Annotated in this window: 22 protein-coding genes and 2 tRNA genes; 15 read left to right on the top strand and 9 right to left on the bottom strand. The window is 69.1% G+C overall.

Translation table 11 applies throughout. The annotated features are described in order from the left end of the window. The first annotated feature begins 47 nt into the window (after nt 1-47). Nucleotides 48-746 (top strand): phosphatidylserine decarboxylase, encoded by a 699-nt coding sequence (locus AMK58_RS09915; protein ID WP_014240934.1) that lies wholly within the window; start codon nt 48-50, stop codon nt 744-746. Continuing rightward, nucleotides 743-1,651: a CDP-diacylglycerol--serine O-phosphatidyltransferase gene (pssA, locus tag AMK58_RS09910; RefSeq protein ID WP_051140309.1), complete on the top strand. Its 909-nt coding sequence runs from the start codon at nt 743-745 to the stop codon at nt 1,649-1,651. The genes AMK58_RS09915 and pssA overlap by 4 nt, the downstream gene beginning before the upstream one ends. Before the next feature lie 21 nt (nt 1,652-1,672). Here the strand turns inward: pssA and AMK58_RS09905 are convergent, their stop codons facing one another. Then, the gene (locus AMK58_RS09905) at nt 1,673-2,011 is read right to left on the bottom strand and encodes a hypothetical protein (protein ID WP_035674923.1); all 339 of its coding nucleotides are present in this window, start codon (nt 2,009-2,011) and stop codon (nt 1,673-1,675) included. 234 nt (nt 2,012-2,245) lie between these two features. Between AMK58_RS09905 and AMK58_RS09900 the strand changes: the two genes are divergently transcribed. Continuing rightward, the gene (locus AMK58_RS09900) at nt 2,246-2,836 is read left to right on the top strand and encodes a GNAT family N-acetyltransferase (RefSeq protein WP_035674921.1); all 591 of its coding nucleotides are present in this window, start codon (nt 2,246-2,248) and stop codon (nt 2,834-2,836) included. 23 nt (nt 2,837-2,859) lie between these two features. Here AMK58_RS09900 and prmB read toward each other — a convergent pair whose 3' ends face one another. Together prmB and arsC are read right to left on the bottom strand one after the other, a co-directional pair. After that, nucleotides 2,860-3,801: a 50S ribosomal protein L3 N(5)-glutamine methyltransferase gene (prmB, locus tag AMK58_RS09895; protein WP_051140308.1), complete on the bottom strand. Its 942-nt coding sequence runs from the start codon at nt 3,799-3,801 to the stop codon at nt 2,860-2,862. Then, the gene (gene arsC / locus AMK58_RS09890; protein ID WP_035674920.1) at nt 3,802-4,143 is read right to left on the bottom strand and encodes an arsenate reductase (glutaredoxin); all 342 of its coding nucleotides are present in this window, start codon (nt 4,141-4,143) and stop codon (nt 3,802-3,804) included. 208 nt (nt 4,144-4,351) lie between these two features. On the opposite strand from arsC, the gene serA reads away from it, so the two are divergent. Further along, a complete protein-coding gene (gene serA / locus AMK58_RS09885) occupies nt 4,352-5,599 on the top strand; it encodes a phosphoglycerate dehydrogenase (protein ID WP_035674918.1) in 1,248 nt (415 codons plus the stop codon). A 53-nt stretch (nt 5,600-5,652) separates the two neighbouring features. Continuing rightward, complete coding sequence (locus AMK58_RS09880; protein WP_051140307.1) at nt 5,653-6,387, top strand: hypothetical protein; 735 nt, start codon at nt 5,653-5,655, stop codon at nt 6,385-6,387. A 28-nt stretch (nt 6,388-6,415) separates the two neighbouring features. Here AMK58_RS09880 and AMK58_RS09875 read toward each other — a convergent pair whose 3' ends face one another. From AMK58_RS09875 to carA, 3 genes are all read right to left on the bottom strand, one after another. After that, nucleotides 6,416-6,670, bottom strand: coding sequence for a restriction endonuclease (locus AMK58_RS09875; RefSeq protein WP_035674916.1), 255 nt, complete (start codon nt 6,668-6,670; stop codon nt 6,416-6,418). 89 nt (nt 6,671-6,759) lie between these two features. Beyond that, complete coding sequence (locus AMK58_RS09870) at nt 6,760-9,798, bottom strand: response regulator (protein ID WP_137165107.1); 3,039 nt, start codon at nt 9,796-9,798, stop codon at nt 6,760-6,762. Between the two features lie 306 nt (nt 9,799-10,104). After that, nucleotides 10,105-11,280, bottom strand: coding sequence for a glutamine-hydrolyzing carbamoyl-phosphate synthase small subunit (carA, locus tag AMK58_RS09865; RefSeq protein WP_014240921.1), 1,176 nt, complete (start codon nt 11,278-11,280; stop codon nt 10,105-10,107). A 463-nt stretch (nt 11,281-11,743) separates the two neighbouring features. On the opposite strand from carA, the gene AMK58_RS09860 reads away from it, so the two are divergent. From AMK58_RS09860 to AMK58_RS09845, 4 genes are all read left to right on the top strand, one after another. Continuing rightward, nucleotides 11,744-12,205 carry a GatB/YqeY domain-containing protein gene (locus tag AMK58_RS09860; RefSeq protein ID WP_035674908.1) on the top strand — a complete coding sequence of 154 codons (462 nt, stop codon included), beginning with the start codon at nt 11,744-11,746 and terminating at the stop codon, nt 12,203-12,205. Between the two features lie 38 nt (nt 12,206-12,243). Next, nucleotides 12,244-14,178 carry a DNA primase gene (gene dnaG, locus AMK58_RS09855; RefSeq protein ID WP_059398848.1) on the top strand — a complete coding sequence of 645 codons (1,935 nt, stop codon included), beginning with the start codon at nt 12,244-12,246 and terminating at the stop codon, nt 14,176-14,178. A gap of 185 nt (nt 14,179-14,363) precedes the next feature. Continuing rightward, nucleotides 14,364-16,325, top strand: coding sequence for an RNA polymerase sigma factor RpoD (gene rpoD, locus AMK58_RS09850; protein ID WP_035674906.1), 1,962 nt, complete (start codon nt 14,364-14,366; stop codon nt 16,323-16,325). Between the two features lie 149 nt (nt 16,326-16,474). Then, a tRNA-Ile gene (locus AMK58_RS09845) sits at nt 16,475-16,550 on the top strand. Between the two features lie 5 nt (nt 16,551-16,555). Here the strand turns inward: AMK58_RS09845 and arsN2 are convergent. Together arsN2 and AMK58_RS09835 are read right to left on the bottom strand one after the other, a co-directional pair. Beyond that, complete coding sequence (arsN2, locus tag AMK58_RS09840; RefSeq protein WP_051140305.1) at nt 16,556-17,035, bottom strand: arsenic resistance N-acetyltransferase ArsN2; 480 nt, start codon at nt 17,033-17,035, stop codon at nt 16,556-16,558. Between the two features lie 125 nt (nt 17,036-17,160). Continuing rightward, nucleotides 17,161-17,237: transfer RNA gene (locus tag AMK58_RS09835), tRNA-Arg, on the bottom strand. Nucleotides 17,238-17,449: 212 nt separating this feature from the next. Between AMK58_RS09835 and AMK58_RS30850 the strand changes: the two genes are divergently transcribed. From AMK58_RS30850 to AMK58_RS09810, 5 genes are all read left to right on the top strand, one after another. Further along, nucleotides 17,450-17,956: a hypothetical protein gene (locus tag AMK58_RS30850; RefSeq protein ID WP_158283127.1), complete on the top strand. Its 507-nt coding sequence runs from the start codon at nt 17,450-17,452 to the stop codon at nt 17,954-17,956. A gap of 23 nt (nt 17,957-17,979) precedes the next feature. Further along, a complete protein-coding gene (locus tag AMK58_RS09825) occupies nt 17,980-18,633 on the top strand; it encodes a phosphatase PAP2 family protein (protein ID WP_051140303.1) in 654 nt (217 codons plus the stop codon). A gap of 186 nt (nt 18,634-18,819) precedes the next feature. Then, the gene (locus AMK58_RS09820; RefSeq protein ID WP_059398847.1) at nt 18,820-22,212 is read left to right on the top strand and encodes a DEAD/DEAH box helicase; all 3,393 of its coding nucleotides are present in this window, start codon (nt 18,820-18,822) and stop codon (nt 22,210-22,212) included. 108 nt (nt 22,213-22,320) lie between these two features. Beyond that, the gene (locus AMK58_RS09815) at nt 22,321-22,860 is read left to right on the top strand and encodes a hypothetical protein (RefSeq protein WP_059398846.1); all 540 of its coding nucleotides are present in this window, start codon (nt 22,321-22,323) and stop codon (nt 22,858-22,860) included. Next, the gene (locus AMK58_RS09810) at nt 22,857-23,639 is read left to right on the top strand and encodes an endonuclease III domain-containing protein (protein ID WP_051140301.1); all 783 of its coding nucleotides are present in this window, start codon (nt 22,857-22,859) and stop codon (nt 23,637-23,639) included. Before AMK58_RS09815 ends, AMK58_RS09810 begins: the two co-directional genes overlap by 4 nt. A gap of 127 nt (nt 23,640-23,766) precedes the next feature. Here the strand turns inward: AMK58_RS09810 and AMK58_RS09805 are convergent, their stop codons facing one another. Further along, nucleotides 23,767-24,030, bottom strand: a complete 264-nt coding sequence (locus tag AMK58_RS09805) for a hypothetical protein (RefSeq protein ID WP_035674896.1) — start codon at nt 24,028-24,030, stop codon at nt 23,767-23,769. Nucleotides 24,031-24,221: 191 nt separating this feature from the next. On the opposite strand from AMK58_RS09805, the gene AMK58_RS09800 reads away from it, so the two are divergent. After that, entirely contained in the window at nt 24,222-26,873 is a 2,652-nt protein-coding gene (locus AMK58_RS09800; RefSeq protein ID WP_059398845.1) for a glycosyltransferase, read from the top strand. Nucleotides 26,874-26,879 lie beyond the last annotated feature (6 nt).

The raw sequence follows: 26,879 nt of genomic DNA, 5'->3' as shown, positions 1-26,879 counted from the left end.
TGTCTAGAATGCGCCGCTCCAACGATCCGAGGCTGAAGTAACCGGCGATGTCCGCCCTCAATACCGTAGTCGTTCCGATCCACCGCGCCGGCTGGCCCTTCATTGCCGCCTTCGCCGTGGTCTCCCTGATTCTCGGGCTTGCCGTGGCGAAGCCGCTGGGCTGGCTGGGTCTCGTGCTCACCCTGTGGTGCGTGTATTTCTTCCGCGATCCCGATCGCGTGACGCCGACGCGCCCCGGCCTGCTGGTCAGCCCCGCCGACGGGCGCGTGACCATGATCGTTCCCGCGGTTCCGCCGCCGGAGCTGGGCATGGGCGACAAGCCGCTGACCCGCGTCAGCATCTTCCTCAACGTCTTCAACGTGCACGTCAACCGCGTGCCGGCGGACGGCACGGTGGTCGCGGCGGAGTATCACAAGGGCACCTTCGTGAACGCCGCGCTGGACAAGGCCAGCGAGGAGAACGAGCGCGCCGCCTTCCGCCACCGTCTTCCCGACGGGCGCGAGATTGCCTATGTGCAGATCGCCGGCCTCGTCGCCCGCCGCATCCTCTACTGGGTGAAGGCCGGCCAGGAGGTCAAGGCGGGCGAGCGGTTCGGCCTGATCCGATTCGGCAGCCGCACCGACGTCTATCTGCCGGACGGCGTGGTTCCGCTGGTCTGCGTCGGGCAGACGGCGATCGGCGGCGAGACCGTGCTGGCCGACCTGACCGCCACCGAACCGCAACGGCAGGGGGATGTCCGCCGATGAAGCGACCGGTCTTCAAGCCGGCAGTGTTCCGCAAGCGCCGGGCGCGCCGTCCGCATCCGCGGCTGAAGGGGTTGTCGATCAACCATCTTCTGCCCAACGTGCTGACGGTGCTGGCGCTGTGCTCCGGCCTGACGGCCATCCGCTTCGCCATGCACGAGCGGTGGGAGCAGGCGGTCGTCTGCATCGTCATCGCGGCGATCTTCGACGCGCTGGACGGGCGGATCGCCCGTCTGCTGAACGGGCAGAGCAAGTTCGGCGCGGAGCTGGACAGCCTGTCCGACGTCATCAGCTTCGGTGTGGCCCCCGCCTTCATGATGTATCTGTGGGCGCTGAACGGCGCCGGCAGCCTGGGCTGGATCGCCGCCATGGCCTACGCGGTCTGCGCGGCGCTGCGGCTGGCCCGCTTCAACTCCCGCCTGGACGTCGACCTGCCGCCCTGGGCCTTCAACTACTTCACCGGCGTTCCCGCTCCGGCGGGCGCCGGCCTGGCCATCCTTCCCATGGTCATCGGCTTCGAAGCCGGGCCGGACATCGCCGGCCACCCGGCCGTCGTCGTGCCCTGGACGCTGGCGATGGGCGGGCTGATGGTCAGCACGCTGCCCACCTTCTCCTTCAAGGGCATGCGGGTGCCGACCCAGTATGTGGTGCCGGGTCTGGTCGGCGTCGGCCTGCTCGCCGCCTCGCTGGTCAGCCAGCCCTGGTGGACGCTGGCCTTCCTCGGGCTGGCCTATCTGGCGAGCCTGCCCTTCTCGGTGGCGCAGTTCCGCAAGCTGCAACAGGCCGCCCTGCTGATGAAGGAGACGGAGGAGACGCCGGCGGAGGAGACGGTCGTCCCCGCTTCGGACGTGCCGTCCTCGTCGCAAACCGCGAAGACGGCCGACGTCACGAAGACGGCCAACGACTGAATGGCAGGCCTGCCGTCGCCGTCACTCGGCGGCGGCGGGCAGGTCGAGCGGCAGGGTCCGTTCGGTCACGGCGACCGCCAGGACCATCGGGATCTGGCGCAGGCAGTTGCCGACATGGTTCGACTCCGCGGCGACCATGCCGGTCATTTCGACCTCCATGGTCAGCGTCTCGCCCAGCAGGCGGCTGTTCAGCGACAGCGGGACGAGGCCGCGCTTGGCGAACAGCTCCAGCACGCGGGGCAGGGTGCCGGGATCGGCATCGGCCTGCACGGCGAAGCGGACGAGACGGTTCGGATCGGTCGGACGGGATTCGGCGGCGGGCGCCGCCAGCGTGACGGTGGACAACGTGACGGTGGACATGGGTCGCTCTTACCTTGGTCTTGAGTCGATGAGTGCAGGGTCAGACCTGCAGACGTGCGAAAACCCCGGCTCTCACGCGAGAACCGGGCTGCTAATTCGCAGACCCAGGGTAAGGTAACGGTCCATCATGGGTGTCAGGATAGGGCGATGGGCGACCACGGTCAATGGAGTCGGGACATTCCCTCTCCTGCCCTTGGAGAGGGGAATCACGCTTTCAACAGGACACGCGAAGCCATGAACGACAACGGCATCCACATCCGCCCGGCCGAGCCGGACGACGCGCCGGATTTGGCGCGGCTCATCGACATGGCCGGCGGCGGCATCTACGAGTTCCTGCTCGACGGGCTGGTGCCCGGCCAGACGGCGGCGGAGATGCTGGTGCCGGGGCTCGTGGGCACGTCGGGCTCCTTTTCCCACCGCCATTCGGGCGTGGCGGAGGTGGCGGGGCGCATCGTCGGAGTCGCCCACGCCTACCCCGTGGATTGGATCAAGACCCAGGATTACAGCGGGCTGCCCCCCGACCGGCTGGCCCACATGGAAGATTTCAACCGAGTGCACGACTGGGGCAGCTACTTCCTGTCGGCGCTGGCCATCGATCCGGCGTGGCGCCGCCGCGGCATCGCCTCCCAGCTTCTCGCCTGGGTCTATGAACGGGCGCGCCGCGGCCGGTTCGACCGGGTGACTCTGCATGTCTGGGCCGACAACGCCGACGCCCGCCAACTCTATGCCAAAGAGGGCTTCGCCGAGATCGGTCGCGCCGACATCCCCTGGCACGAGCGGTTGCCGCACCAGGGGGGAAGCGTGCTGCTCCGGCGCCCGGTCTGAGCCCGGTCTGATCGGCGGTCCGGTTACTTGCCCGGCTTCAGCTGGTCGCGGGTCAGCCAGAAGACCTCGCCGAAGCTGTTGGCGGTCTCGACCCAGAAGAAGTCGAGGTCCGGATATTCGGCCTCCAGGATCTCGCGGCCCGTGCCGAACTCGCAGAGCAGGCCGCCTTCCGGCGTCAGGTGCTTGGGCGCCTCCTTGAGGATGCGGCGCACGATGTCCAGCCCGTCCTCGCCCGACGCCAGGGCCATCTGCGGCTCGTGGCGGAACTCCGGCGGCAGGGCGGCCATCGCCTCGGCGTCCACATAGGGCGGGTTGGTGATGATGACGTCGTACTTGCGGTTCTTCAGCGGTGCGAACAGGTCGCCGTGGTGCAGGGTGATGCGGTCCTCGAACCCGCTGTCGGCGACGTTGCGCTTGGCCACCTCCAGCGCGTCGGCGGACAGGTCCACCGCGTCCACCTGGGCCTCCGGGAAAATCTGCGCGGCCAGGATGGCGAGGCAGCCCGAGCCGGTGCACAGGTCGAGAACCCGCTCGACCTCCGTCGGGTCCTCCACCAGCGTGAAGTCGTCGCCGCCGATCAGGTCGGAGAACAGGATTTCTCCGATGTAGGAGCGCGGGACGATCACCCGCTCGTCCACATAGAAGGGGATGCCCTGGATGTAGGCCTTGTTCAGCAGGTAGGAGGCCGGCTTGCGCGTCTCCACGCGGGCGTGCAGCAGGTCGGCGACCTTGCGGCGCTCCGCCAGGGTCAGCCGGGCGTCCACATAGGGGTCGAGCTGGTCGATGGGCAGGCTCAGCCCTTCCAGCACCATGAACACCGCCTCGTCATGGGCGTTGGTGGTGCCGTGGCCGTAATCCAGGTCGGCCTCGTTGAAGCGGCTGACGCCGTAGCGGATCAGGTCGCGGACGGTGCGCAGCTCGGTCGCCGCGTCGGCGGGGGTGAGGTCCAGGGAGGGCTTGGTCACTTACAGGATCTCCAGAACGCTTTCCGGCGGACGGCCCACGCGGGCCTTGTCGCCCGTGACGACGATGGGCCGCTCGATGGCGGCGGGGTTGGCGGACAATGCGTCGATCAGGGCGTCGTCGTCGAGATCCTTGGCGATCCCGGCCTCCGCCGCCTCCTTGGCGCGCAGGATGTCGCGCGGGCCCTTGCCCAGCTTGGCCAGGATGGCCTTCAGCTCGGCCGGGCCGGGCGGGGTCTTCAGATACTCCACGATGGTGGGCTCGACGCCCCTGGACCTCAGAAGCTCCAGCGTCTGGCGCGACTTGGTGCAGCGCGGGTTGTGGTAGATGGTGACGTCGCTCATCCCGGTGTTTCCCTCGCTCTTCCCAGCCATGGCCTTGCCTGCGGCAGGAATACACCCGCTCCGCGTGCGGCGCCAACCCGCCATGCGGAATGGCGACGGCAGCGCAACATCCCTCGCGTGACAAGGCCTGCGCTTGGCATTACCTTGCGCGCTCGCATTATTGGCGGCCCGCCGCGTGCGGGGCCATTCATTTCGACGGATTCCGGCCGTGACGAAGCTCTCGCTCTCCAAGGACAAGATCAACATCCTGCTGCTCGAAGGCGTTCACGACAACGCCATCAACGAGTTGGCGCATGGCGGCTACGCCACCGTGGAGCGTCTGCCGCACGCGCTGGACGAATCGGAGCTGCTGGAGCGCATCGGGTCCGTCCATATGCTGGGCATCCGCTCGCGCACCCATCTGACCGCCAAGGTGCTGGAGGCCGCGAGCCGCCTGTTCAGCGTCGGCTGCTTCTGCATCGGCACGAATCAGGTCGATCTGAAGGCCGCGCGCCGACTCGGCATCCCGGTGTTCAACGCGCCCTATTCGAACACCCGGTCGGTGGCAGAGCTGGTGATCGGCGAGGTCATCATGCTGATGCGCGGCATCTTCTCGAAGTCGACCCTCGTTCATGGCGGCGGCTGGATGAAGTCGGCCAAGGATTCTTACGAGATCCGCGGCAAGACGCTGGGCATCGTCGGCTACGGCCACATCGGCACCCAGGTGTCGATCATGGCCGAATCGATGGGCATGAAGGTCCGCTACTACGACGTCGTGAACAAGCTGGCGCTCGGCAACGCCCAGCCCTGCCACTCGCTGGAGGAACTGCTGGCGGTCTCCGACGTGGTGACGCTGCACGTCCCCGACACCGCGCAGACCCGTGACATGATCGGCGAGGCGCAGATCCGCGCCATGAAGAAGGGCGCCCACCTGATCAACGCCGCCCGCGGCAAGGTCGTGGTGATCGAGGCGCTGGCCGCCGCCCTGAAGGACAAGCATCTGCTGGGTGCGGCCATCGACGTGTTCCCCAAGGAGCCGGGCGGCGACAAGGAGGTGTTCGAGAGCGCGCTGCGCGGGCTCGACAACGTCATCCTGACCCCGCACATCGGCGGCTCGACGATGGAGGCGCAGGCCAACATCGGCACCGAGGTGTCGCAGAAGCTGATCGAGTATTCGGACAACGGCTCGACCATGGGCGCCGTGAACTTCCCGCAGGTCGGCCTGCCGGTCGTCCATGCCGGCTGCACCCGCTTCCTGCACGTCCACGAGAACCGTCCGGGCGTGCTGCGCAAGATCAACGAGGTCTTCTCGGGCCGCAACCTGAACATCGCCGCGCAGTATCTCCAGACCGATCCGGAGCTGGGCTACGTCGTGGTGGATGTCGACGGCGACGTGGAGGAGAACGAGGTGGCGAGCGACCTGCGCGCCATCGAGGGCACGCTGAAGGCCCGCTTCCTCTATCCGGGCAAGCGCTGAGGTCCGGCGACGCGGCCCTTGCCGTCGGCGGGGGCCGCACCGACATAGGCGGAATGATCCTCCGCCCGTTTCGACCGCGTCTGTGCATCGGCCTCCTGACGCTCCTGTGCCTGGGTGGGGGAGGGCTCGGCTTTTCGGCGCCCGCAGCCGCCCAGACCGGAGTTGCCGCCTGTCCGGACTTCGCGCCGGCCCGCGTGGTCCTCGATCTGCAGATCGCCCCGTTGCGCACCGATTACAGCCAGTCGATCCGCCAGCTGGCCCAGAAGCCGGGGCGGCGGCCCATCGCGGGGCGGACCGCCAACTCCCACACGCTCGGGCTGGCGGCCATTCAATACAATCAGCAATGGCAGGCCGGCGTCATGACGGCGTCGCTGGGGCAGGGCCGCTACTGCGGCGCGGCCCAAACGTTGACCGTCACCTTCGGCTATGACGAGCGGACCGTCTATGTGGCCCGCGAGCTGCCGCAGGGCAGCTGCATCCACGGCGAGGTGCTGGCCCACGAGATGCGCCACGTCACGGTGGACGAGCAGCTTCTGCGCGAGTATGTGCCGGTCCTGAAGCGCCGGCTGGAGGATGTGGTCGGCCGCGCCCGCCCGGCCCAGGGCCGCTCCGAGCGGCAGGTCATGGCGGCGATCGAGCAGCCGATCAAGGCGGCGATGCGCCAGCTGATGGAAGAGTTCGGACGCGAGCGCAACGCGCGTCAGGCCCGCATCGACACCCCCGCCGAGTACGAGCGCATCAGCCAGTCCTGCAACGGCGAGATCAACCGCTACCTCGGGCGTGTCTGATCCCGCGTCTGACCCATTGGCGGCCGCGTCACCGCCGGCGTCCGCGTCCGGAGGCGTGGCGGTCGATGAATTCCGGCGGCTTGCGGGACACCCAGCGCAGGAAGGCGGCGATGTCCGGGTGGGCGCGCAGGCTGGCGATGGTGTTGTAATGGTCGCGCAGTTCCGCCTCGCTCAGCACCGCGTGGATCTTGGCGTGGCAGATGCGGTGCATGGTCACCGTGTCCCGTCCGCCGTAGGTGCGCGGGATCAGGTGGTGCTCGTTCAGGCTGGGGCCGGGCACCATCGGACGTCCGCAGAGCGGGCAAGACGGATGGAACGAGGGCGGATGCGACGGGGCGGGCGGCGGCATGGCGTCCGGTCGGGCGGCGGCCGTCAGGCAGGAGGCGCCGCGGGCAATGCGGCGCGGATGCGCGCGACCAGCTCGTTGGCCTGATAGGGCTTCTGCAGGATGGGCAGCCCGTCCAGCGCCGAGGCCCGCTGGATCTCCGCATAGCCGGTGACCATCAGGACCGGCAGGCCGGGGCGCCGGGCGCGCAGCTCCCGCACCAGCTCCAGCCCCGTCATGCCGGGCATCGCGTAATCGGTCAGCACGAGGTCCACCTCCGGGTCGCGGGCGAAGACGTCCAGCGCGTCGGGGCCACTGGACGCCTCCATGATGCGGAAACCGGACTGCTCGAGAACCGTCGCGGTCGCCATGCGGACCAGCGCCTCGTCCTCCACCAGCAGGATGGTGGCGGGGCGGGGCGGGGCCTGGTCGGCCGGGGGCGCCTCGGCGTCCGGACCCGCCTCTTCCTCGGGCTCGGCCCGCGGCAGGTAGAGCGTCACCGTCGTGCCGGCGCCCAGCCGGGTCGTCAGGACCACCGTTCCCCCGGACTGCGCGGCCAGCCCATGCACCATCGACAGGCCCAGGCCGGTGCCGTGCCCGACGCCTTTCGTCGTGAAGAAGGGCTCGAAGGCGCGGGCCGCCGTTTCCTCGCTCATCCCGCTGCCGTTGTCGGCGACGGCGATGGACACGCAGTCCCCGGCGGCGAGGTCGAGCGGCCGTCCCTCCATGTCGTCCGGGCAATTGCCGGTGCGGATGGTCAGGGTGCCGCCCGCCGTCATGGCGTCCCGCGCGTTGATGGCGAGGTTGAGGATGGCCATTTCGAGCTGGTTCGGGTCGACCCGCGCCGGCCACAGGCTGGGGTCCGTCTCCGTCACGATGCGGGTGGTGCCGCCCAGCGTGCGCTCCAGCAGCCCGCCCATGCCGGTGACCAGGGCGCCGACATCGACCGTCTTCGGCTCAAGCCGCTGCCGGCGGGAGAAGGCCAGGAGATGCTGGGTCAGGGTGGCGCCGCGCTCCACCGCCTTCTCCGCCATGTCGAGGGCCTGGGGGTGGCTGGCCCCGCCGCCGCCTTCACCACCGGTGGCGGCGGCGCGCAGCAGGTAGAGCGACGTGCCGATGGCCTGGAGCAGGTTGTTGAAGTCGTGGGCGATACCGCCGGTGAGCTGGCCGATGGCCTCCATCTTGCGGGCCTGGTGCAGCGTCTCCTCGATCTCGCGCAGGGCCTGCCCGGTGCGCTCCCGCTCCTCGACGTCGCGGGCGACGTGATAGGCGCCGATGCGTCGCCCGCTGGAATCCAGGATGGTGCCGAAGGCCAGCTCGTAGCGCTTGCGCTGCAGGGTGGGGTCGCCCAGCTCCTCAACGATGGTGAAGCGCTCCCCGCCGAGCGCACGGCTCCACAGGGACTCCGCGGTGACCTGCGCGGTGGGCAGATGCTGCATCATCTCCAGCAAACGCTGGCCGATGGCCGGGCGGTGGCCGTAGAGCGCCTCGACCTCCCGCTGGTAGGCGCCGTTGAAGAGGATGTAGCGGCACTCCTGGTCCACCGCGACGATCAGGTCGGTGGAACTCTCGATGATCGCAGCGAACAGCCGGCGGTCGGAGGCGTGGCGGTCCACCAGCTCGCCCAGCTGCATCTCGTGGGCGCGCCGCCGCTCGGTCACGTCCTCCAGGATGCCGACGGCGCGGGTGGTGCCGTCCGGGTCGGTCAGGCAGGACCCGCGCATGGCCAGCCAGCGGACCTGCCCGTCGGGTGACCCGACGGGGAATTCCGCCTCCAGCTCGCCCTTCGACGGGGCGTCGCGGAAAAGGGCGGCGCGGATGGCGTTGCGGTGGTCCGCCGCGACGTTGCGGATCCAGGATTCGACCGAGGCGCCGTCGAGCACCGGCACGCCCAGGAGGGCGGCGGTGCGGTCCGACCCGTGGAAGCGGCGGCTGCGCGCGTCGAAGCGCCAGACGCCGAGCCCGACGACCTCCATGACCAGCCGCTGCCGCGCCTCGCTGTCGCGCAGGCGGCGGGCCGCCCGGTTCAGCGCGCCGGCCACCGCGTTGACCTCGCGGATCGGCGCGGGGGCGGTCATCGTCAGCGCGGCTTGCGGGCCGTCGCGCCCCAGCGCCAGGGCGGAGCCGGCGAGCGCCGCGACCGGATCGGCGATGCGCCGCCCGACCGCCAGCGCCATCGCCAGGCTGAGCAGCAGCAGCACCCCGCCGCCGCACAGCACCAGAATGACCGACCGGCGCAACGGCTCGGCGATCAGGGCCTGCGGGACGCCGACGGAGACGGTCCAGCCCGACAGCTCCGACCGGGCGAAGGCGTTGAACAGCGGCGTGCCGTCCCGCGCCACGATGTCGAAGGAGCCGAAACTGGTCGAGGCGGTGCGGCGGAACACGTCCGCCGAGATCGGCGTGCCGGTGAAGGTGTCGTGCGAGGCGGTGCGGGTGATGACGACGCCCTGACGGTCCCACAGCGCGGCGATCCAACCTTCAGGGAGGCCCTGCTGGCGCAGCACCTCGATGAACATCTCGGTCGGGATGCTCATGGTCAGCACACGCTCCGAAGGTCCGTTCCGCGTGATCGGCAGCGCGACGGCGACCAGGGGGCGCTGGGCGACGGCGCCCATGAAGATTTCGGAGATCTGGGTTTGGCCGCTGTCCGCCGTCCGCCGGATCAGGCCGGTCACCGCGGCGCGGGGAAGCGGTTCGCCGAACGGGCGGCGCGTGTTGATCAGTTGTTGGCCCTGGGCGTTGCTCAGCACGATGTGGACGCCCTCGCGCCGGCTGCCCTTGTGCTGAAGCACCTCGGTCGCCTGCCGGTGGAAGGCGGCGAGATCGCCCTTTTCCAGGTGGGGGGAGGTGGTCAGAACCTGAAGCGCCGTTTCCATCGCCATGAGTTCGCGGTCCACGGCGACGGCCAGCGTCCGCGCCAGATCCCGGCCGGATCGCTCGATCGCGGCGCTCTGCGTCTCGGCCATGCGGAAGACCGTCCAGCCGGCGAAGCCCAGCATCGGCAGCAGCGCCGCCATGACCAGCAGCACCAGCCCGGTGCGGAGCGACAGGCCGCTGGCTTGGGGCTGGTCATCGCCCGCCACGCCGTCGTTCACTGCGGGTGCGTTGTCATCCTGAGCGTGCACAGGCAAGGGATGTCATGCTCCGATATGCATAGCGATGGACGCGCCCGTAACCATCGCAGAGTCCGGCAGCAAAGGACACAGCTTTGACGGAGCAGGGTTTTTATCGAAAGGGGTGGAAATCCGGCTAACTCATTCGATCGATTGGGACTGGCGCTGGCGAAAGTGGCAGGGAGGGCGAAAGTCCCGCGTGGATGACGTGCATGAAAAGAAAAAGGAGCCGCAAGCGGCTCCCTTCTCGTCATCGGCGGGTGTGTTCACCGGGGATCAGGCCGGCTGCTTGCCGTCCATCAGCGCCACGAAGCGGTCGAACAGATAATGGCTGTCCTGCGGGCCGGGCGAGGCCTCGGGGTGGTACTGAACCGAGAAGACCGGCTTGTTCTTCAGCCGGATGCCCTCGTTGGTGCCGTCGAACAGGCTGACGTGGGTCACCTCGGCGTCGGCGGGCAGGGTCTCCTCCATCACCACGAAGCCATGGTTCTGGCTGGTGATCTCCACCCGGCCGGAGGCCAGATCCTTCACCGGATGGTTGGCGCCGCGGTGGCCCAGCGGCATCTTCTTCGTCTTGGCGCCCAGCGCCAGCGACAGCATCTGGTGGCCCAGGCAGATGCCGAACATCGGCAGGCCGGTGTCCAGCAGGCCCTTGATCGTCGGCACGGCGTATTCGCCGGTGGCCGCGGGGTCGCCGGGGCCGTTGGACAGGAAGACGCCGTCCGGCTTGTGGCGCATCACGTCCTCGACGGTGGCGGTGCCCGGAACCACGGTCACCTTGCAGCCGGCCGCGGCGAGGCAGCGCAGGATGTTGCGCTTGGCGCCGAAATCGATCGCCACGACGTGGAAACGCGGGCTCTCCTGCGTGGCGTAGCCGGCACCGAGCGTCCAGGCGCCCTCATCCCAGCCGTAGGTCTGGCGGCAGGAGACGTCCTTGGCGAGGTCCATGCCCTCCAGCCCCGGCCAGCCCTTGGCCTTGGCGACCAGCGCGTCGAGGTCGAACTTGCCGTCCGGCGCGTGGGCGACGACGCCGTTCGGCGCGCCCAGATCGCGGATGCGGCGGGTCAGGCGGCGGGTGTCCACCCCGGCCAGACCGACCAGCCCGTAGCTCTTCAGCCAGTCGTCGAGGTGGCGGGTGGCGCGCCAGTTCGACGGGTCGGTGACGTCGGCGCGCAGGATCAGGCCGCGCGCGGCGGGGGTCACCGTCTCGATGTCCTCCGGGTTGGCGCCGGTGTTGCCGATGTGCGGGAAGGTGAAGGTGATGATCTGCCCGGCGTAGCTGGGGTCGGTCAGGATTTCCTGATAGCCGGTCATCGAGGTGTTGAAGCACACCTCGCCCACCGAATCCCCCACCGCACCGATGCCTCGGCCCTTGAAGACGGTGCCGTCGGCCAGAACCAGGACACCGGTGTAAGCGCCGGCATCGCCCGCCGGGAGAGTCGATTGAGCCATCCTTCAGACCTTATCAAGAGCCGCCGCGGGCCACATATTCCTGCTTCGCGGAACGTCGGCGCCGCGTCCCGCCCCGCTGGGCGCACGCGTCGTCGTCGGTCCGTGCCCCGCCATCCCGTTTCCTTGCGGTTCGGGTGTCTGAGCCTGGATCGATTAGTCGGGACGGGTGAGCCGGTCAACCGTATATGACGATTGGTACCCCGATTTCCAGCGGCGCGTTTGCATAATCGCCGTGCTTCACCGGTGGGGCTTGGCCGCTGGAGGGATGGTTGGGGGCTGTTGGAGGGCGGGAGGCGGCCCTTCGGAATTGACGTGGCAATCCGGCGCAAATTTAGGAATATTGCCGGTTCGCGCCGCGTCTCCCGCGCCATCCCACGGATGGGGACGGTGCGGATGCTGCCGAGCGGCCGTTGATCGTTTCGACCTGACGAACACACCTGACGAACACGAAGGACACACGCATATGCTGCGCACGCGCCTGAACGAGGCTTTGAAGCAGGCGATGCTCGCCAAGAACCAGCGCGCCGTCTCGACCGTGCGCCTGATCCTGGCCGCGCTGAAGGACCGGGACATCGCGGCGCGCTCGCGCGGTGTCACCGACGGCATCGACGAGGCTGAGATCCTTTCCATGCTGCAGACGATGATCAAGCAGCGCGGCGAGTCGATCAAGCTGTACGAGCAGGGCGGCCGCCTGGAGCTGGCCGAGCAGGAGCGCGAGGAGATCACCATCATCGAGGGCTTCCTGCCCAAGCAGATGTCGGACGAAGAGGTGGCCGCCGCCGTGAAGACGGTGGTGGACGAGATCGGCGCCACCTGCATCAAGGACATGGGAAAGGTCATGGCGGAGCTGAAGGCCCGCTACGCCGGTCAGATGGACTTCGCCAAGGTCAGCGGCACCGTGAAGCAGCAGCTCTCGGCCTGCTGAGCGTGCGGTTTCCGATCTAGCACGGGGGCCGCCCGCCCATGGCCTTTCCGCCCCAATTCCTGGAGGAGCTTCGCACCCGTCTCGCTCTGTCGGACGTGGTGGGCAAACGCCTGCGCCTGATCCGCGCCGGCCGCGAGTACAAGGCGCCGTGCCCCTTCCACAACGAGAAGTCGCCCTCCTTCTACGTCAACGACCAGAAGGGCTTCTTCCATTGCTTCGGCTGCGGGGCGCACGGCGACATCATCGGCTTCGTCATGCGCCACGACAATCTCGCCTTCCCGGAGGCGGTGGAGGCGCTGGCCGGCGAGGCGGGGCTGCCGGTCCCCCGCGCCACCGAGGAGGACAAGCAGCGCTACGAGCGGCGCAAGACGCTGCACGATCTGGTGGAGCAGGCTGCCCGCTGGTTCGAGCAGCAGCTCTACGCCCCCGCGGGGCGCGCCGGGCTGGAGTATTTCCAGCGCCGCGGGCTGGACACCGACGGCATGGCGCGCTTCCGCCTGGGCTTCGCCCCCGGCGATTCCGGCGCGCTGCGCAGCCAGCTTCTGAAGCAGGGCTTCTCGGAAGAGGACATGGTGACCGCCGGCCTGCTCAAGCGGCCGGAGGACGGGCGCACGCCCTACAGCTTCTTCCGCAACCGGGTGATCTTCCCGGTGACCGACCGGCGCGGCCGGGTGGTCGCCTTCGGCGGGCGCATCCTGGAGGGTGACGGTCCGAAATACGTCAACACCGCCGACACGCCTCTGTTCCACAAGGGAACGCTGTTGTATGGGCTGTCGCGGGCGCGGCAGGCGGCGGCGGACGGCAAGCCGGTGATCGTCGCCGAAGGCTACATGGACGTCATCGCGCTGGTCCGCGCCGGCTTCGAGGGCGCGGTGGCCCCGCTCGGCACCGCCCTGACCGAGACGCAGGTCCAGGAGCTGTGGAAGCTGATCCCCGACGCGGAGAAAGTGCCATTCCTTTGCTTCGACGGCGACAACGCGGGACGGCGGGCGGCGTGGCGCGCGGTGGAGCGCATCCTGCCGCACCTTGCCCCTGGCCATTCCGCCCGCGTCGCCTTCCTGCCGGAGGGGGAGGACCCCGACAGCCTGATCCGCCTGCACGGTCCCCGCGCCATGCAGGAGCTGCTCAGCGAGGCCATTCCGCTGTCCGAGGCGGTCTGGCGCATGGAGACCGAGGGCAAGCCCACCGGCACCCCGGAGTCGAAGGCGGCGGTGAAAGCCGCCCTGGACGCGCGGGTCGGACAGATCGCGGACCGCGACGTGCAATCTTTCTACCGCACGGAGATGCGCCGCCGCGTCGACGAGGCCTTCGCCCCGCCGCCGCGCCAGCGCAACGAGCGCGGTCCCTGGGTTCCGGGGGGCTCCTGGCAAGGCGGGGGGCAGGGGGGCGGGCGTTTCGGCCAGCAAACGCGCCGGCACACGCCGGGCCTGCCGGGCCTGCGCACCGCGCCGCCGCCCGGCCACCGCCGCCGCAACCCCGGCAACCTCGCCGCTGCGCGGGAGCGCGTTCTGCTCGCCGTGATCATCAATCATCCCGAGTTGTTTGATGAGTTGGGCGAATCGCTGGGCATGCTGCCGTTTCCCGACCGGGAATTGGAGGAATTGCGCCAAGCGGTCATTGGATTGCTTGCCGAACGGCGGGAAAACGACTCGGGACTTGACGCCGCATCGCTTTGTCGCCACTTGTCTTCCGCCGGCTATGATACCATTGTCCGCTCTCTGCTCAGCGAGTCGACCTATGTCCATGCCGGCTTTGCACGCCCGGATGCGTCCTCCTTGGACGCGAAACGGGGGTGGTGGCCGACATGGCATCACCTGCATCACAGGCAGGTGATGGCCGATTTGAGAGAAGCGGAGGCGGCTTTGGCCCGTGACAACAGCGAGGCGAACTTCGCGCGGGTCGTGGCCCTTCAACAGGAGGTCATCAGGTCCGGAATGGGTATGACGGATGACGAGGATCTCGACGATGCCTAGCGGCCGGCGCCGCCGGGCGTGGTGCGGAAGGGAAGGGCCGGAGGGAATGAGACCTGGAGGGGTCTGGCCGGACACGGTCCGGAACGGTTCACAACCGGTTTAAGCAGGTGCGGATCGACAGCGGGGGGCCGCTGCGATGCGTGCTATGGGTTTTTATAATGGGGTAATGCGGGGGCATCGATCGCATGGCCACGAAAGCTGCGAACAGCGTTGAAGTTTCCGAAGCCCGGGACGAGGCCGGCGACGGCCCGCTCATGGACGGCATGGGACTTGCCGTCAAGAAGATGATCGCCCGCGGCAAGGAGCGTGGCTACGTCACCTATGACGAGCTGAACGCTGCCCTGCCGCAGGATACGTCGTCTTCCGAGCAGATCGAAGACACGATGGCCATGCTCTCCGAGATGGGCATCAACATCGTCGAATCGGAAGAGCAGGACTCGGAAGGCAACGCCAACGCCGACGGCGAGGGCGAAGGCCGGTCCGCCGGCAATCTGGACGATGACGACATCGGCCGTACCGACGACCCCGTGCGCATGTATCTGCGCGAGATGGGCTCGGTCGAGCTGCTGTCCCGCGAGGGCGAAATCGCCATCGCCAAGCGCATCGAGGCCGGGCGCGAGATGATGATCGGGGCGATCTGCGAATCGCCGCTGACCATCCGCGCCATCCTCGAGTGGCACGACGCCCTCATGGAAGGGAAGATGCTGCTGCGCGACATCATCGACCTGGACGCCACCTATGGCGGCGGCCCGGACGGTGAGGAGATTCCCGAAGGTCTGGCCGAGCCGGTGGAAGCCGCCCCGGAGGAGACCGAGGAGGAGCGTCCGCCGCGTCCCGAGGGCGAAAGCGAGGAGGAAGGCGACGAGGACGGCGAGAACAGCCTGTCCCTGTCGGCCATGGAAGCCGCGCTGAAGCCGCAGGTCATCGAGACCTTCGAGAAGATCAAGACCACCTACGACAAGCTGCACAAGCTGCACGAAGGCCGCATCGCGGCCATCCAGCGCGGCGAAGACGTGGCCAAGCAGTCGGACAAGAAGTACGACAAGCTCAAGACCGAGATGGTCGAGCTGATGAACACGGTGCGCCTGAACAACCAGCGCATCGAGCAGCTTGTCGAACAGCTCTATGCCCTGAACCGCAAGCTGACCGGCTTCGAGGGCAAGCTGCTGCGCATGGCGACCGACTGCCGCGTGAAGCGCGAGGACTTCCTGAACCACTATTTCGGGCACGAACTCGACCCGAACTGGCTGGAGCGCATCCGTGGCCTGAACCCCAAGACCTGGGGCAAGTTCTACGACAAGTACGAGGCCGACATCCGCAAGACGCGCGACGGCGTGTCGAGCATCTCGGATGAGGCCAAGCTGCCGATCAGCGAGTTCCGCCGCATCGTCTCCACCGTCCAGAAGGGCGAGAAGGAAGCGAGCCGCGCGAAGAAGGAGATGGTCGAGGCCAACCTGCGCCTCGTGATCTCCATCGCGAAGAAGTACACGAACCGCGGCCTGCAGTTCCTGGACCTGATCCAGGAGGGCAACATCGGCCTGATGAAGGCGGTGGACAAGTTCGAGTACCGGCGCGGCTACAAGTTCTCGACCTACGCGACGTGGTGGATCCGTCAGGCGATCACCCGCTCGATCGCCGACCAGGCGCGGACCATCCGCATCCCGGTCCACATGATCGAGACGATCAACAAGCTGGTCCGCACCAGCCGCCAGATGCTGCACGAGATCGGCCGCGAGCCGACCCCGGAGGAACTGGCGGAACGCCTGATGATGCCGCTGGAGAAGGTCCGCAAGGTCCTGAAGATCGCCAAGGAGCCGATCTCCCTCGAAACGCCGATCGGCGACGAGGAGGATTCGCATCTCGGCGATTTCATCGAGGACAAGAACGCGGTGCTGCCGCTCGATGCCGCCATTCAGGCGAACCTGCGCGAGACGACGACCCGCGTCCTGGCCTCGCTGACGCCGCGCGAGGAACGCGTGCTGCGCATGCGCTTCGGCATCGGCATGAACACCGACCACACGCTGGAAGAGGTCGGCCAGCAGTTCAACGTGACGCGCGAGCGCATCCGTCAGATCGAGGCGAAGGCCCTGCGCAAGCTGAAGCACCCGTCGCGGTCGCGCAAGCTGCGCAGCTTCCTGGACACCTGAGGGTTCCGGGAGCGCACGCTCCACACGGAATGCGGTCGTAAGGAAAGCGGGGGACCTTCGGGTCCCCTGTTTTCATTTTGGGCTTTGGACGGCATCAAACGGGGTTGCATAAGCTCCCTGTTCTGGGCACATTCGGCATCCCTCGGTGGGGGCCTGTAGTTCAGCGGTTAGAACGCGCCGCTCATAACGGTGTTGTCGTCGGTTCGAATCCGGCCGGGCCCACCATTCCCTTACATGCAGCGCTGATCGCCCATTCCCGCCGCAGGCGAGGTGAGGTCGCGGCGCAGGCAGGCGGCGCTGCCGGGGCACAGCCTGGCGAATTGCGCGCTGGCGCGGATGGCTGGCGGCGCGTCGCCGCGCTCCGCGCGCGTGAAGCCGATGCGTTCGAAGAAGCCGGCGGCCCCTGTGGTCAGCAGCCACAACCGGTCCAGACCGAGCGCCACGGCCTCTCGGCAAATCGCCTCCGCCACCCGGCGCCCGTCGCCCCTGCGGCGCCGCTCCGGCAGAACGACGACCGAGCGGAGCAGCCCGTCGCGTTCATAAAGCTCCAGACCGCCATAGCCCACATGCCCGTCGGGATCGTCCAGGCGCCAGAAGCGCCGCCCCGCGGTGGCGACGTCCTCGTTCGGCAACCCTTCGGAGGCGAGAAGGGTGACGAGCGCCGGCAACTCGTCTTCCGTCAGCGATGTGGCTGTGACTGGTCCCGTCATGACCGTTCCCTTCGGTTCAGCGCACACGCTGGAAACGGCGAAAGCGCCGTCGGACCAAATGATCCAACCGCGTTCAGCAGAACTTTCTGGGGAGGGTTTTGCAAGCTTTTGCAAGAAGAGGAGAGTGGCGCGCCCGAAGAGATTCGAACTCCTGACCCCCAGATTCGTAGTCTGGTGCTCTATCCAGCTGAGCTACGGGCGCTTCTCTCTGCCGCGGCGGCGGCGAGGCCGTCGTCTGCGGTGGCGCGGTTTTTAATCGGGCCGTGACCGGAAGGCAACCAAAATCGTCCGGCCCGTGAAATTTTTCCGGCAAGGGGAGGTCAGCCCTTTGACGGACTACAGAATGGCGGCGGTTGGGCTTACCTTGGCGTGGAGAGCGACCAGCCAGAAGGGCATTCGAGAACAGCTATGGGCATGACGTTTCTGAGCCGCGCCGTTATGGGGCCGGTGGGGTTGCTGACGGCGCTTTCCGTGACGGCAACGATCGGGGCGGTGGCAATCGCGACGGCACAGGCGGCGGACGACCGGTCCGGCGCCGCGGTCCTGGTGTCCGCGGCCATCGGCAACGAGGTCGTCCAGATGGTCGAACTCGGCCCGAAGGTCATCCAGGTGACTGTCAACGACCGCGTCGTCTACGAGGACCGCGAGGGGCGCACCCTGTCCTTCGTGAACGCCTACAACATGGAAGGGCGCTGGCTGGTGCTGCTTCAGGAGAGCGTGGACGGCAAATGCGCCGCGCGCTTCCGTGTGCTCGACCTCGGCGGGACCAAGGCCTCCGTCTCGCTGCCGTTCGGGACCTGCAGCGACGCGCCGAAGGTGGAGCAGGCCGACCGCACGCTGACCGTCTCGCTGCCCGCGACCGACGGAAAGAGCACGGCGGCCTGGAACTACCGGGACGGAATGCTCGTTCGCATGCGCTGAACGGAAAGGGAGCGGCGAGGACCGTGGGACATCTGAACCTCTGGCACGTCAACAAGGCGATCTCGCTTCTCGGCAGCACGTCCTTCGTGCTGCCGGTGGCGGGCATCCTGATCGTGATGCTGTGGCGCCGCCATTCGGCGGTCTCGGCGGCGCGCTGGCTGGCCGTGCTGGCCATGCTGATGGGCTCGGTGGCGCTTCTGAAGATCCTGGGCCACGCCTGCGGCATCCGCCTGTTCGACGACCGGCTGACCAGCCCCAGCGGCCATGCCGCCCTCGCCGCCGCCGTCTACGGGGCGGTCGGGGTGATGGCGGCGCGTTCGCTGGACGGCTGGCGGCGCGGCGTGGTGGTCCTCGGCGCCCTCGGGCTGGTGGTGGGCGTGGCGGCCTCGCGCATCCTGCTGCGCTACCATTCGGTGACGGAGGTGGTGGTCGGCCTCGTCCTCGGCGGGCTGGCGGTGGCGGCCTTCGCGCAGAGCTTCAACCGGATGACTCCGTCGCGCCTGAACCTCAGCCCGCTGGTCCTCGCCCTGGTCGTTCTGTTCGGCGTTGCCACCTACGCGCTCGGCGACCGCACCAACGCCGAACCGATGCTGAAGCATTTCGCCTATCTGCTCCGTGAGGAATCTCCGGTCTGCGGTCCGATGCCGCCGCTGAACAGTTTCCTTGAGCGGCTTTAAGGTGCGTTTTCCTTGCCGGATGCAACGAGCGTCCAGGGTTGGTCTTCCCTGGACTTGGCAACCGGAATGTTTGCCTTGGGGCGTCGGTTGAGGGTTGAGAGCGGGCTTGCGACGGGGCATGGTGTGGGCTTATACCGACGCCCCCGTTCCTGACCCGTTCTGCTTTCTCGGTATCCCTTCCGGCCCATGTCGCTGTTCGGTTCCCTTCCACGCGCCGCCGCAACCGCCAGCGCGACGGTCTCCTTTTCGCAGGAGGATCTGGCGCGCGTCTTCGATGCGAAGACGCTGCAGCGCGGTCGCACGCTCATCCTGACCGGGGCGGTGACGCTGCTGGAGGCGGAGGCGCGGATCGCCGCCACGGTGACCGACCTCGGCCGCACCCTGTCGGTGACGGTCGTCCCGGTGCGCGGGCGCAGCCGGGTGGTCTTCGACAAGAGCTGCACCTGCGGGCGCAACGCCTGCGCCCACATGGCCGCGGCGGCGCTGATGACGCTCGATGCCCGTCCCGAAGGGCGGCAGATGTCCCTGTTCGACGCGCCTCCGGCCGCGGAGCCGCCGGCGCTCCAGGCAGTTCCCGACGCGACCCTCGCGCCGCCGGCGGTTCCGGAGCCTTCCCCGCCACCACCGCCACCACCACCCGATCCGGTGCTCAGCGTCCGCTGGACCCTGGAGCCGGGCAAGGACGAAGCGGCCATGTTCGTCTCCGCCGTGATAGCGGTGGAAGGGGCGGGGGAGGGCGATGACGTGTCCACCCCGGCCAGCCCGCGCGACGTGCTGGCCCGCGCGCCGCGCAGCCTGGACGGCGACGTGGACCGCGCCATCGCCCGGCTGCTCGGCGGCGGCGGGGTGGTGCGCACGCCGGTCGCCAAGAGCCGCGGCGACGTGGTGGACCGCATCCTGCGCCGGCTGCTCGGCTGCGGGCGGCTGCGCTGGCGCGGCGGCACGGTGCTGGCGGAGGGGGCGGGGATGACCATCCGCGCCTTCCGCGACCCGGCGACGCGCAAGCTGCGTCCGACCGGCCTGCCGCCCGGCGCCGCGCTGATCAAGGGGTTGGGCTACTGGTGCGTCGATCCGAAGGCCGGCACCGTCTGTCCCGTCGAGTTGCAGGTTGTCGAGGTGCCGAAGCCCAAGGCCGCGGTTCCCCCGTCCGCCGCCAAGGCGGCGCCCACGAAGGCAGTCCTCTCGAAAACGGTTCCCCTGAAGGCCACCGCCCGGCCGGCAGCGGCCCGCTCCGCGCCGGAGCGCCCGGACTTCCCGGCGGCCTCCGCCTTCGCCGCGGGCATGCCCGGCGGCGTGCGCATGGGGTCCGACCCCGCCGCAACCATTGTCGAGCGCGACCCGCGCGTCGTCGCCCGGCTGGGCCGGGTGGTGTCGCCGGACGGCGGTTTGGTGGACGTGCTGCGGCTGGCCTTCGACTACGGCGAGGAGGATTCGCCGTCGGAGATCGAGCCCGACGACCAGCGCCAGTTCGCCCGCGTCGAGGAGCCCGCCGGGGCGGTCTTCGTCCGCCGCGACAAGGCGCTGGAGCAGGGGGCGCTGGAAAGGCTGGCCGCCTTCGGCTTCGCCCAGGCGCGCATCGAGCCGCCCAAGGGTCAGTTGAACGCCCGCGGCACCCGCGTCCACTGGCTGACCGGCAAGGACGCCGAGGAGCGCTGGGCGGCCTTTCTGAAGACCGAGGTGCCGGCCCTGCGCAAGGACGGCTGGACCGTCGAAATCGGCGCCGACTTCGGCACCCGCGTCGTCGAGGCGAACGAGGAGGTGGCGGTCGCCGTGCGCGATTCCGGCGACGGCTGGTTCGACCTCGACGTCGGCGTGGAGATCGACGGGGAGCGCCGCGCCCTGTTGCCCATCCTGGCGACGCTGATCGAGCGCGGCGGCATGGAGGCGACGCGCGTCATCGACGGGCGCGCCCACTTGGTGCTGGACGACGGCAATGTGCTGGCCCTGCCGGCGGAGCGGGTCGAGCGGCTGATGAGCGTCCTGGAGTCCATGCTCGACAGCGGGCGGCGGCTGGACGACACGCTGAAGGTGCCGCTGACCGAGGCCGACGGGCTGCTGGACATCGACGATCTGATCGCGCGGCGCACCGAGGACACCAGCCAGATCGACCGCTACCTGCGCACCATCCAGGAGCAGGAGATGCCGGCGGAGATGGACCCGCCGCCGGGCTTCCAGGGCACGCTGCGCGACTATCAGCGCGTCGGCCTCGCCTGGATGCAGGGGCTGCGGGCCAACCGGGTGGCCGGCATCCTGGCCGACGACATGGGCCTCGGCAAGACGGCGCAGACGCTGGCCCACATCGCCATGGAGGAGAAGGAGGGCCGCCTGACCGACCCCTGCCTCGTCGTCGTTCCGACCAGCCTCGTCCCCAACTGGGTGGCCGAGGCGCAACGCTTTACGCCGCATCTGCGCGTGGTCGTGCTGCACGGTCTGGACCGGCACGAGAAGCTGGGCGACCTCGACCGCGCCCACATCGTGGTGACCACCTACGGCGTGGTCGGCCGCGACGTCGAGGTGCTGAAGCGCCGGGACTGGCACATGCTGATCCTCGACGAGGCGCAGGCCATCAAGAACCCGGACAGCAAGGCGACCCGCGCCGTCTGCGCGCTGAACGCCCGCAACCGGCTCTGCCTGTCCGGCACGCCGGTGGAGAACAATCTCGGCGAGCTGTGGAGCCAGTTCGCCTTCCTGATGCCCGGCCTGCTGGGCGACCGCAAGGAGTTCGGGCGCCGCTACCGCACGCCCATCGAGAAGCGCGCCGACGGCACCCGCGCCAAGCAGCTGATGCGCCGCATCCGCCCCTTCCTGCTGCGCCGCACCAAGGAGGCCGTAGCCAAGGAGCTGCCGCCGAAGACCGAGGTGGTGGTCCGCATCGACCTGGAACCGGCGCAGCGCGACCTCTACGAGACCATCCGCCTGTCGGTGAACGAGACGGTGCGGGCGGCGCTGGCGGTCAGCGGGGTGTCGCGCAACGCCATCACCATCATCGACGCGCTCCTCAAGCTGCGGCAGGTCTGCTGCGACCCGCGTCTGGTCAAGATCCCCGCCGCCGGCAAGGTGAAGGAGACCGCCAAGCTCGACGCCCTGACCGACATGGTGCTGGAGATGGTGCCGGAAGGCCGGCGCATCCTGATCTTCTCGCAGTTCACCTCCATGCTCGATCTCATCAAGCTGCGGCTGGAGGAGGCGAAGATCGGCTATGTCGAGCTGACCGGGCGCACGCTGGACCGCGCCGAGCCGGTGAACCGCTTCCAGAACCGCGAGGTGCCGGTCTTCCTCATCAGCCTGAAGGCGGGCGGGCGTGGCCTGAACCTGACGGCGGCGGACACGGTGATCCACTACGATCCGTGGTGGAACCCGGCGGCGGAGGATCAGGCGACCGACCGCGCCTACCGAATCGGGCAGGACAAGCCGGTCTTCGTCTACAAGCTGATCGCCGCCGACACGGTGGAGGAGCGCATCCTCGACTTGCAACGGCGCAAAGGCAACTTGTCCGACGCAACCATCGAGGGCACCGGTCTCATCAGTGCACTTGAAGGCGGGGACATCGACTATCTGCTGGGTAGGGCGGCGGACTGACCGCACCCTCGGGATTACCGCCCTTCCCGGTCTGGCCTTTGCGGCACCATGGCATAGATCCTTGACGACGAAAGCATTGCGTTCGTTTCCCTTGCAACGGGGAGGGCCATGGCATCGACGAAGCGGGACACCGCACCCGATCCGGAACGGCTCATCGGCGCGTGGCGCGACGCCGCCGCGGACGCCCGCCGTTGGCGCGACGATCCGGACCGCGTGGCCGCCCTGAAGGCGGCGCGCACCCGGCTGCACCAGCCGCCACCACCGCCGCCGCGCCCGCCCCAACGGGTGCTGGCCGACGAACTGCACGCCGCCCGCGCCGCCTGGGGGGAGGGGCAGGGGCTGGACGGCTCCGCCCGCGCCCTGGCCTACGCCAACCTGAAGCGCTGGGAGCCCGGCCTGTTCGGCTACAGCGAAACGCAACGCTCCACCGCCGGCAAGATCGCCGCGTCGGAAGCGGCGGAGTCGCGGCGCGACGCGCAGGAGCGGGCGGAGGCTCAGGCCCTGCTCCGCGCCTTCCGTCGGGTCCAGGAGCGCGCCCGCAGCACTGCCCGCGCCGTGCAGGCCGACCCCCGCGCCCGGGCCATGGCGGCGGACGAGGGGCTGATGCTGCCGGAGGGCGGCCGATCCGGCGGTGTGACGGCCCCGTGAAGCGCCGTCTCAAGGCCAACGACGATCAGGCGTCCTTTGCCCTGTCGCCCGCGGCTTTGCCCGATGAGAAGCTGTTGGAGATCCACCGCCGGCTCTGCCTGATCTTCGGCTGCCCGATCACCTATTTCCGCGCGCTCGACCCGCTCAGCGAGCTGGTGTCCTCGCTGTTGTCGCACCGCACGCGCAACGCGGCCTCGGGGGCGGCCTTCCGCGCCTTGCGGGCGCGTTGGGGAGAGGATTGGGCCGCCGTCCGCGACGCCGACCCGGCGGAGGTCGAGGCAACCATTGCCGGTGTGACGTGGCCGGAGCAGAAGGCGCCCCGCATCCAAGCGATCCTGCGGCGGATCACCGAGCTGCGCGGCGAGCTTTCCCTGGATTTTCTGGCGGAGATGACCGTGCCGGAGGCGCGGGCCTGGCTGCAGGCGCTTCCCGGGGTCGGCCCGAAGACCAGCGCCGCGGTGATGAGCTTCAGCAGCCTGCGCCGTCCCGCTTTGCCGGTGGACAGCCACCATCACCGCGTCGCGGTGCGCACCGGGCTGATCCCGCCCAGCGTGGCGGTCGGCCCGTCGCACACCATCCTGGAGGCGCGGCTTCCCCCGGAGTGGACGGCCCAGCAGATCTACGACCATCACGAGGTGATGATGCTGCACGGGCAGCGGGTCTGCTTTTACCGCAACCCGGCCTGTGAACGGTGTGTCCTGCTGGAGCTGTGCCCGGAGGGGCAGGGGCGGATGGCGGGTGGGGCGTCGGCTGAGCAAAAGTCGGTCGAAGGAAAATAGGCGACCTCTGCCCCCTCCCTAACCCTCCCCCTCTGCGAGGTGGAGGGGATTGCCGCCGCTTCGCGGAAGGCACCCTCTCCCGCAGAGCGGGGGAGGGTCGGGGAGGGGGCCAAGGTTTCCAGTACGTTCAATTCACCAGCGGCGGGCGGCGCATGCCCGGCAGGGGAGAGGGGTTGCTGCGCTGTGGCCGTTCGCCGCTGGCGGCCGCCTGTTCGGCGGCGTCAAGCATGGCTTCGGCCTGCTTCTGCACGGCGGCGGCGCGGGCTTGGTCCATGGGGTCGCTGCTTTCCTTGCGGACATAGCCGGCGGCCTGCTCGGCGAGGTCGAGGGTTTCGACCACCTCGTCCATCGTTTCCTCCAGCGCGGTCACATCGACCTTTTTGCCGGTCATTTCGTCGTCTCCCGTCGTTGCGGTTGGAGATGCCAACAGGAGCGGGACGGCGGCCGTTCCCAATTCGGTAATCCCTGCAGCCACCCGAAAAAAATCGGGAAAGGCGTGGGAATAGTTTTTTGCAGCGCACGTTCGTCTGTGTGTCCGGTGGCGCCCGCCACCCATCCTACCCAGGCTTGCGAAATCCCCACATGAGCAACCCGAAGCGTTCGATCCGGTCTGCGGCCTTGGCCGCGGCGATGCTCGCCGTGACTGCCGGCCACGCGTCCTTCTGGTCCTGGCGCAACGCGCCCACTCCTGTGGACGCCGTGCCGGGTCGCATCGAATCCGTCTCCTACTCCCCGTCGGGCCGCAGCTATGACCCGAACCACCAGCCGGTGGTCGATGCGGTGGAACTGGACCGCGACATGACCGCCATCGCCGGCTTCGCCGACGGTGTCCGCACCTACTCAACGCTGGGCTCCCAGGGTGACGTGCCGGCCATCGCGGCCAAGCATGGCCTGGACGTCACGCTGGGCGTCTGGCTCAGCGACGACAAGGCCCGCAACGAGCGTGAGGTCGCCCGCGCCATCGTCCTGTCCCGCACTGTGCGCGGCATCGAGCGCGTCGTGGTCGGCAACGAGACGCTGCTGCGCGCCGAGCTGACCGACGCGGAGCTGGCCTCCTACATCCGCCGCGTCCGCGCCGGCGTGCCGAAGCACATCAAGGTCGGCACCGCCGACGTGTGGTCGGAGATTGTCAAGGCCAAGGAAACCATCGCGGCGTCCGACTACATGGGCGTCCACGTCCTGCCCTACTGGGAAGGCGTGCCCGTGGAGAGCGCGCTGACCTGGATCCGCGACCGGCTGGACACCGTGCGCAAGGCGCATCCGGGCAAGCCGCTGTTCGTGGGTGAGGTGGGCTGGCCGTCGGGCGGCGAGAATTTCCACGACGCCTACCCGACGCCGCAGGCCCAGGCTTTCGTCGTCCGCAACTTCGCCGCCGAGGCGGGGATGCTCGGCATCGACTACAACGTGGTCGAGGCGTTCGACGGCGTGTGGAAGTCCAGCATCGAAGGCTCGCCCGGCCCGACCTGGGGCGTGCTCGACGCCGACCGCGCGCCGAAATGGCCGCTGGCCGGCGACGTCCCGGCCCCCTGGGGTGACCGTGCCGGCGCCGCCGTTGCGCTGGCCCTCGGCCTCGCCCTGTCGGCCTTCGCCGCCTTCCGCCGCCGCACCAACATGACCTACGCGCTGGCCGCGTCGGTGGGCGCCAACATCGTCGGCTTCGGCGTCGGCTCGGCCGTCGCCGGCGCCTACGCCGAATACTTCACCTTCGGCGCCGCGACCACCTGGGGCTCCGCCTTCCTGCTGGGCGCGCTGATGATGTCGGTGGCCTTCGCCGACCTGACCGAGGTGGCCCGCCGCCTGTTCACCGGCCGCGCCCCGGCCCTGCTGCCGCGGGTTCCCGCGGTGCCGGAGCACAAGCCGATGGTGTCGGTGCACATCGCCGCCTGCCGCGAGCAGCCGGACGTGCTGGCCGCCACGCTGACCTCGCTGGCCCGCGTCGATTACCCGGACTACGAGGTCGTCGTCCTCATCAACAACACCGAGGACGAGGCGCTGGTCCGCCCGGTCGAGGAGCTGTGCGCCGAGCTGGGTCCGAAGTTCAAGTTCCACTGGTACAAGAAGATTTCCGGCTTCAAGGCCGGCGCGCTGAACGCCGCGCTGCGCCACACCGACCCGCGCGCCGAGATCGTCGCCGTGCTCGACGCCGACTACACGGTGGAGCCGGACTGGCTGAACAAGCTGGCCCCGACCTTCGCCGACCCGCAGGTCGGCATCGTCCAGGCGCCGCAGGAGCACCGCGACGGCCATGAGACGCCGCTGAAGGCCGCCATGACCGCCGAGTACCGCCCCTTCTTCGACGTCGGCATGCAGGAGGGTCTGACCTCCCAGGCCTTCGTCTGCCACGGCACGATGATCATGCTGCGCCGCTCCGCCATGGAACAGGTCGGCGGCTGGTCGGAAGAGGGCATCTGCGAGGACACCGAGCTGGGCATCCGCATCCTGTCGGCCGGCTACCGCGCCGCCTACACGGACGAGCGTCTCGGCCAGGGCCTCGCCCCCGACAACTTCATGCAGTTCCGCAAGCAGCGCGACCGCTGGGTCTTCGGCTCCACGCAGATCCTGCGCGCCCACTGGCGCAAGTTCCTGCCCGGCGCCACGGAGCTGACGCTCGGCCAGAAGATCGGCTACCTGACCAACTGGGCGCGCTGGTGGTCTGATGCGGTGGGCGTCCTGGCCGCCGGTGCGGCGGTCACCTGGACCTTCGCCTCGCTGGTCCTGCCGCTGCACCTGCCGCCGGTCCAGGCCACCGCCGCGGTGCTGGGCGCCCTGGTCCTGCGCGCCGGGTCGAGCCTGCTGGCCTCGCGCTACGCCTCCGGCAACTCGTGGAAGGAGAGCTTCGGGGCCTGCGCCGTCGGCATGGCGCTGTCCACCACGGTGGCGCTCGCCGCGCTCCGCGGTGTGGTCCGCAAGCGCGACGCCTTCCGCGTCACCGCCAAGGGCGGCAAGCGGACGCAGGGGGCCTTCTGCGCCAAGCCGGAAGCCTGGCTGTCGGGTGCGCTGCTGGCCTCCGCGGTGACCGCGTGGTTCGCCAACCCGCTGGGCACCCTGTCGCTGGAGCTGTGGGCGATCCTGCTGACCGCGATGGCCGTGCCCAACCTGATGGCCGTGGGCCTCGCGATCGGCGACATGCTGCCCGCCGGCACCCCGCGCCCGGCGCCGCTGCCCGCCCCGCAGGGCGTGGTCCAGCCCGCCGCCACTCAGGCCAAGGGCGCCAACGAGCCGGTCGCCGCGTAACCGCGC

This window comes from Azospirillum brasilense, assembly GCF_001315015.1.
In the GTDB taxonomy this organism is placed as follows: domain Bacteria; phylum Pseudomonadota; class Alphaproteobacteria; order Azospirillales; family Azospirillaceae; genus Azospirillum; species Azospirillum brasilense.
This window is presented reverse-complemented; position numbering and strand designations above follow the sequence as displayed.